The following is a 6,468-nucleotide window of genomic DNA, read 5'->3' on the forward strand; positions in this document are numbered from 1 at the left end:
GGCACTGTTGCAAATAGTCGGTGGTGATAAACTTATCATCCCCTTTTGCTGATGGAGCTGCACATGAACCCATTCAAAGGCCGGCATTTTCAGCGTGACATCATTCTGTGGGCCGTACGCTGGTACTGCAAATACGGCATCAGTTACCGTGAGCTGCAGGAGATGCTGGCTGAACGCGGAGTGAATGTCGATCACTCCACGATTTACCGCTGGGTTCAGCGTTATGCGCCTGAAATGGAAAAACGGCTGCGCTGGTACTGGCGTAACCCTTCCGATCTTTGCCCGTGGCACATGGATGAAACCTACGTGAAGGTCAATGGCCGCTGGGCGTATCTGTACCGGGCCGTCGACAGCCGGGGCCGCACTGTCGATTTTTATCTCTCCTCCCGTCGTAACAGCAAAGCTGCATACCGGTTTCTGGGTAAAATCCTCAACAACGTGAAGAAGTGGCAGATCCCGCGATTCATCAACACGGATAAAGCGCCCGCCTATGGTCGCGCGCTTGCTCTGCTCAAACGCGAAGGCCGGTGCCCGTCTGACGTTGAACACCGACAGATTAAGTACCGGAACAACGTGATTGAATGCGATCATGGCAAACTGAAACGGATAATCGGCGCCACGCTGGGATTTAAATCCATGAAGACGGCTTACGCCACCATCAAAGGTATTGAGGTGATGCGTGCACTACGCAAAGGCCAGGCCTCAGCATTTTATTATGGTGATCCCCTGGGCGAAATGCGCCTGGTAAGCAGAGTTTTTGAAATGTAAGGCCTTTGAATAAGACAAAAGGCTGCCTCATCGCTAACTTTGCAACAGTGCCTTCTACGGCACGTTTGAAGGCGCGCTGAAAGGTCTGGTCATACATGTGATGGCGACGCACGACACCGCTCCGTGGATCGGTCGAATGCGTGTGCTGCGCAAAAACCCAGAACCACGGCCAGGAATGCCCGGCGCGCGGATACTTCCGCTCAAGGGCGTCGGGAAGCGCAACGCCGCTGCGGCCCTCGGCCTGGTCCTTCAGCCACCATGCCCGTGCACGCGACAGCTGCTCGCGCAGGCTGGGTGCCAAGCTCTCGGGTAACATCAAGGCCCGATCCTTGGAGCCCTTGCCCTCCCGCACGATGATCGTGCCGTGATCGAAATCCAGATCCTTGACCCGCAGTTGCAAACCCTCACTGATCCGCATGCCCGTTCCATACAGAAGCTGGGCGAACAAACGATGCTCGCCTTCCAGAAAACCGAGGATGCGAACCACTTCATCCGGGGTCAGCACCACCGGCAAGCGCCGCGACGGCCGAGGTCTTCCGATCTCCTGAAGCCAGGGCAGATCCGTGCACAGCACCTTGCCGTAGAAGAACAGCAAGGCCGCCAATGCCTGACGATGCGTGGAGACCGAAACCTTGCGCTCGTTCGCCAGCCAGGACAGAAATGCCTCGACTTCGCTGCTGCCCAAGGTTGCCGGGTGACGCACACCGTGGAAACGGATGAAGGCACGAACCCAGTGGACATAAGCCTGTTCGGTTCGTAAACTGTAATGCAAGTAGCGTATGCGCTCACGCAACTGGTCCAGAACCTTGACCGAACGCAGCGGTGGTAACGGCGCAGTGGCGGTTTTCATGGCTTGTTATGACTGTTTTTTTGTACAGTCTATGCCTCGGGCATCCAAGCAGCAAGCGCGTTACGCCGTGGGTCGATGTTTGATGTTATGGAGCAGCAACGATGTTACGCAGCAGGGCAGTCGCCCTAAAACAAAGTTAGACGGCAAGAAAAGGTTCCACGAACTCTGATGAAAAACTACTTTAACAGCCCTTTCAAAGGGGAACTTCTTTCTGAGCAAGTGAAAAATCCAAATATCAGAGTAGGCCGGTATAGCTATTACTCTGGCTACTATCACGGGCACTCATTTGATGAATGCGCGCGATACTTGCTTCCAGATCGTGATGACGTTGATAAATTGATCATTGGCAGCTTTTGTTCTATAGGAAGCGGGGCTTCCTTCATCATGGCTGGCAATCAGGGGCATCGGCATGACTGGGCATCATCCTTCCCCTTCTTCTATATGCAAGAGGAGCCTGCTTTCTCAAGAGCACTCGACGCCTTCCAAAGAGCAGGTGATACCGTCATTGGCAATGATGTCTGGATAGGCTCGGAGGCAATGATTATGCCTGGCATCAAAATTGGAGACGGTGCCGTGATAGGTAGTCGCTCGTTGGTGACAAAAGATGTAGAGCCTTATGCCATCATCGGGGGAAATCCCGCAAAGCAAATTAAGAAGCGCTTCTCCGATGAGGAAATCTCATTGCTCATGGAGATGGAGTGGTGGAACTGGCCACTAGATAAAATTAAGACAGCAATGCCTCTGCTGTGCTCGTCAAATATTTTTGGTCTGCATAAGTATTGGCGCGAGTTTGCCGTCTAACAATTCATTCAAGCCGACGCCGCTTCGCGGCACGGCTTAATTCTGGCGTTAAACATCATGAGGGAAGCGGTGATCGCCGAAGTATCGACTCAACTATCAGAGGTAGTTGGCGTCATCGAGCGCCATCTCGAACCGACGTTGCTGGCCGTACATTTGTACGGCTCCGCAGTGGATGGCGGCCTGAAGCCACACAGTGATATTGATTTGCTGGTTACGGTGACCGTAAGGCTTGATGAAACAACGCGGCGAGCTTTGATCAACGACCTTTTGGAAACTTCGGCTTCCCCTGGAGAGAGCGAGATTCTCCGCGCTGTAGAAGTCACCATTGTTGTGCACGACGACATCATTCCGTGGCGTTATCCAGCTAAGCGCGAACTGCAATTTGGAGAATGGCAGCGCAATGACATTCTTGCAGGTATCTTCGAGCCAGCCACGATCGACATTGATCTGGCTATCTTGCTGACAAAAGCAAGAGAACATAGCGTTGCCTTGGTAGGTCCAGCGGCGGAGGAACTCTTTGATCCGGTTCCTGAACAGGATCTATTTGAGGCGCTAAATGAAACCTTAACGCTATGGAACTCGCCGCCCGACTGGGCTGGCGATGAGCGAAATGTAGTGCTTACGTTGTCCCGCATTTGGTACAGCGCAGTAACCGGCAAAATCGCGCCGAAGGATGTCGCTGCCGACTGGGCAATGGAGCGCCTGCCGGCCCAGTATCAGCCCGTCATACTTGAAGCTAGACAGGCTTATCTTGGACAAGAAGAAGATCGCTTGGCCTCCCGCGCAGATCAGTTGGAAGAATTTGTTCACTACGTGAAAGGCGAGATCACCAAGGTAGTCGGCAAATAATGTCTAACAATTCGTTCAAGCCGACGCCGCTTCGCGGCGCGGCTTAACTCAAGCGTTAGATGCACTAAGCACATAATTGCTCACAGCCAAACTATCAGGTCAAGTCTGCTTTTATTATTTTTAAGCGTGCATAATAAGCCCTACACAAATTGGGAGATATATCATGAAAGGCTGGCTTTTTCTTGTTATCGCAATAGTTGGCGAAGTAATCGCAACATCCGCATTAAAATCTAGCGAGGGCTTTACTAAGCTTGCCCCTTCCGCCGTTGTCATAATCGGTTATGGCATCGCATTTTATTTTCTTTCTCTGGTTCTGAAATCCATCCCTGTCGGTGTTGCTTATGCAGTCTGGTCGGGACTCGGCGTCGTCATAATTACAGCCATTGCCTGGTTGCTTCATGGGCAAAAGCTTGATGCGTGGGGCTTTGTAGGTATGGGGCTCATAATTGCTGCCTTTTTGCTCGCCCGATCCCCATCGTGGAAGTCGCTGCGGAGGCCGACGCCATGGTGACGGTGTTCGGCATTCTGAATCTCACCGAGGACTCCTTCTTCGATGAGAGCCGGCGGCTAGACCCCGCCGGCGCTGTCACCGCGGCGATCGAAATGCTGCGAGTCGGATCAGACGTCGTGGATGTCGGACCGGCCGCCAGCCATCCGGACGCGAGGCCTGTATCGCCGGCCGATGAGATCAGACGTATTGCGCCGCTCTTAGACGCCCTGTCCGATCAGATGCACCGTGTTTCAATCGACAGCTTCCAACCGGAAACCCAGCGCTATGCGCTCAAGCGCGGCGTGGGCTACCTGAACGATATCCAAGGATTTCCTGACCCTGCGCTCTATCCCGATATTGCTGAGGCGGACTGCAGGCTGGTGGTTATGCACTCAGCGCAGCGGGATGGCATCGCCACCCGCACCGGTCACCTTCGACCCGAAGACGCGCTCGACGAGATTGTGCGGTTCTTCGAGGCGCGGGTTTCCGCCTTGCGACGGAGCGGGGTCGCTGCCGACCGGCTCATCCTCGATCCGGGGATGGGATTTTTCTTGAGCCCCGCACCGGAAACATCGCTGCACGTGCTGTCGAACCTTCAAAAGCTGAAGTCGGCGTTGGGGCTTCCGCTATTGGTCTCGGTGTCGCGGAAATCCTTCTTGGGCGCCACCGTTGGCCTTCCTGTAAAGGATCTGGGTCCAGCGAGCCTTGCGGCGGAACTTCACGCGATCGGCAATGGCGCTGACTACGTCCGCACCCACGCGCCTGGAGATCTGCGAAGCGCAATCACCTTCTCGGAAACCCTCGCGAAATTTCGCAGTCGCGACGCCAGAGACCGAGGGTTAGATCATGCCTAGCATTCACCTTCCGGCCGCCCGCTAGCGGACCCTGGTCAGGTTCCGCGAAGGTGGGCGCAGACATGCTGGGCTCGTCAGGATCAAACTGCACTATGAGGCGGCGGTTCATACCGCGCCAGGGGAGCGAATGGACAGCGAGGAGCCTCCGAACGTTCGGGTCGCCTGCTCGGGTGATATCGACGAGGTTGTGCGGCTGATGCACGACGCTGCGGCGTGGATGTCCGCCAAGGGAACGCCCGCCTGGGACGTCGCGCGGATCGACCGGACATTCGCGGAGACCTTCGTCCTGAGATCCGAGCTCCTAGTCGCGAGTTGCAGCGACGGCATCGTCGGCTGTTGCACCTTGTCGGCCGAGGATCCCGAGTTCTGGCCCGACGCCCTCAAGGGGGAGGCCGCATATCTGCACAAGCTCGCGGTGCGACGGACACATGCGGGCCGGGGTGTCAGCTCCGCGCTGATCGAGGCTTGCCGCCATGCCGCGCGAACGCAGGGGTGCGCCAAGCTGCGGCTCGACTGCCACCCGAACCTGCGTGGCCTATACGAGCGGCTCGGATTCACCCACGTCGACACTTTCAATCCCGGCTGGGATCCAACCTTCATCGCAGAACGCCTAGAACTCGAAATCTAACGTCCGTTCGGGCATCGAGGTCCATGTCGGGGTGGGACGGGCCCGTGGCTTCAAGATCACTTGCAGTCCGACCGCGATGTCTTGGTTGCGCGAGAGGTTGTCGATATCCTCCACTTCCATCATCAACCCTGGATAATGCCGCCGCCGTCATCGCCGCCGACGCCCGTGCCGGGCTTTTCGGGCTTTTCGGGCCTGTCAGGCTTGCTCGGCCTTCAGCCTGCCTGGGCGAGATCTCCGGCGGACGGATTAACGGCGGAGCTTCGCCGCCTTTCGTGCGTGTGAAGGCCGAAGATAGTTCTCTCAAAAACATCCGTTTATGAGAGATACCAAATGTCATTTTCAGAAGACGACTGCACCAGTTGATTGGGCGTAATGGCTGTTGTGCAGCCAGCTCCTGACAGTTCAATAGGCACTGTTGCAAAGTTAGCGATGAGGCAGCCTTTTGTCTTATTCAAAGGCCTTACATTTCAAAAACTCTGCTTACCAGGCGCATTTCGCCCAGGGGATCACCATAATAAAATGCTGAGGCCTGGCCTTTGCGTAGTGCACGCATCACCTCAATACCTTTGATGGTGGCGTAAGCCGTCTTCATGGATTTAAATCCCAGCGTGGCGCCGATTATCCGTTTCAGTTTGCCATGATCGCATTCAATCACGTTGTTCCGGTACTTAATCTGTCGGTGTTCAACGTCAGACGGGCACCGGCCTTCGCGTTTGAGCAGAGCAAGCGCGCGACCATAGGCGGGCGCTTTATCCGTGTTGATGAATCGCGGGATCTGCCACTTCTTCACGTTGTTGAGGATTTTACCCAGAAACCGGTATGCAGCTTTGCTGTTACGACGGGAGGAGAGATAAAAATCGACAGTGCGGCCCCGGCTGTCGACGGCCCGGTACAGATACGCCCAGCGGCCATTGACCTTCACGTAGGTTTCATCCATGTGCCACGGGCAAAGATCGGAAGGGTTACGCCAGTACCAGCGCAGCCGTTTTTCCATTTCAGGCGCATAACGCTGAACCCAGCGGTAAATCGTGGAGTGATCGACATTCACTCCGCGTTCAGCCAGCATCTCCTGCAGCTCACGGTAACTGATGCCGTATTTGCAGTACCAGCGTACGGCCCACAGAATGATGTCACGCTGAAAATGCCGGCCTTTGAATGGGTTCATGTGCAGCTCCATCAGCAAAAGGGGATGATAAGTTTATCACCACCGACTATTTGCAACAGTGCC

General features: G+C 55.4%; 6 protein-coding genes and 2 pseudogenes. 6 read left to right on the forward strand and 2 right to left on the reverse strand.

The annotated features are described in order from the left end of the window. The first annotated feature begins 63 nt into the window (after positions 1-63). Entirely contained in the window at positions 64-768 is a 705-nt protein-coding gene (locus AB5Y81_RS20840; RefSeq protein WP_001067855.1) for an IS6-like element IS26 family transposase, read from the forward strand. 52 nt (positions 769-820) lie between these two features. Here the strand turns inward: AB5Y81_RS20840 and intI1 are convergent. Beyond that, positions 821-1,618 (reverse strand): annotated as a pseudogene (gene intI1 / locus AB5Y81_RS20845) (class 1 integron integrase IntI1); the annotation flags it as partial. Between the two features lie 168 nt (positions 1,619-1,786). Here intI1 and AB5Y81_RS20850 point away from each other — a divergent pair. The 5 genes and pseudogenes from AB5Y81_RS20850 to AB5Y81_RS20870 all read left to right on the forward strand — a co-directional run bounded on the left by AB5Y81_RS20850 (position 1,787) and on the right by AB5Y81_RS20870 (position 5,240). Continuing rightward, positions 1,787-2,419 (forward strand): type B-3 chloramphenicol O-acetyltransferase CatB8, encoded by a 633-nt coding sequence (locus AB5Y81_RS20850; protein ID WP_002075262.1) that lies wholly within the window; start codon positions 1,787-1,789, stop codon positions 2,417-2,419. Between the two features lie 57 nt (positions 2,420-2,476). Then, positions 2,477-3,315 (forward strand): annotated as a pseudogene (aadA1, locus tag AB5Y81_RS20855) (ANT(3'')-Ia family aminoglycoside nucleotidyltransferase AadA1). A 116-nt stretch (positions 3,316-3,431) separates the two neighbouring features. Further along, on the forward strand, positions 3,432-3,779 hold the full coding sequence (locus AB5Y81_RS20860) for a quaternary ammonium compound efflux SMR transporter QacE delta 1 (RefSeq protein WP_000679427.1): 348 nt from the start codon (positions 3,432-3,434) through the stop codon (positions 3,777-3,779). Further along, positions 3,773-4,612 carry a sulfonamide-resistant dihydropteroate synthase Sul1 gene (gene sul1 / locus AB5Y81_RS20865; RefSeq protein WP_000259031.1) on the forward strand — a complete coding sequence of 280 codons (840 nt, stop codon included), beginning with the start codon at positions 3,773-3,775 and terminating at the stop codon, positions 4,610-4,612. Before AB5Y81_RS20860 ends, sul1 begins: the two co-directional genes overlap by 7 nt. Positions 4,613-4,739: 127 nt before the next feature. Continuing rightward, positions 4,740-5,240 carry a GNAT family N-acetyltransferase gene (locus AB5Y81_RS20870; protein WP_000376623.1) on the forward strand — a complete coding sequence of 167 codons (501 nt, stop codon included), beginning with the start codon at positions 4,740-4,742 and terminating at the stop codon, positions 5,238-5,240. A gap of 460 nt (positions 5,241-5,700) precedes the next feature. Here the strand turns inward: AB5Y81_RS20870 and AB5Y81_RS20875 are convergent, their stop codons facing one another. Next, positions 5,701-6,405: an IS6-like element IS26 family transposase gene (locus tag AB5Y81_RS20875; protein WP_001067855.1), complete on the reverse strand. Its 705-nt coding sequence runs from the start codon at positions 6,403-6,405 to the stop codon at positions 5,701-5,703. Positions 6,406-6,468: the final 63 nt, after the last annotated feature.

The sequence above is a fragment of the Aeromonas sp. s2 genome (genome assembly GCF_040907935.1).
Taxonomy (GTDB): Bacteria; Pseudomonadota; Gammaproteobacteria; order Enterobacterales; family Aeromonadaceae; genus Aeromonas; species Aeromonas dhakensis.

Coding starts and splice junctions, on each gene's coding strand:
- AB5Y81_RS20870 (WP_000376623.1), top strand. CDS start 4,740: ATGGACAGCGAGGAGCCTCCGAACGTTCGGGTCGCCTGCTCGGGTGAT.
- AB5Y81_RS20850 (WP_002075262.1), top strand. CDS start 1,787: ATGAAAAACTACTTTAACAGCCCTTTCAAAGGGGAACTTCTTTCTGAG.
- AB5Y81_RS20875 (WP_001067855.1), bottom strand. CDS start 6,405: ATGAACCCATTCAAAGGCCGGCATTTTCAGCGTGACATCATTCTGTGG.
- AB5Y81_RS20860 (WP_000679427.1), top strand. CDS start 3,432: ATGAAAGGCTGGCTTTTTCTTGTTATCGCAATAGTTGGCGAAGTAATC.
- sul1 (WP_000259031.1), top strand. CDS start 3,773: ATGGTGACGGTGTTCGGCATTCTGAATCTCACCGAGGACTCCTTCTTC.
- AB5Y81_RS20840 (WP_001067855.1), top strand. CDS start 64: ATGAACCCATTCAAAGGCCGGCATTTTCAGCGTGACATCATTCTGTGG.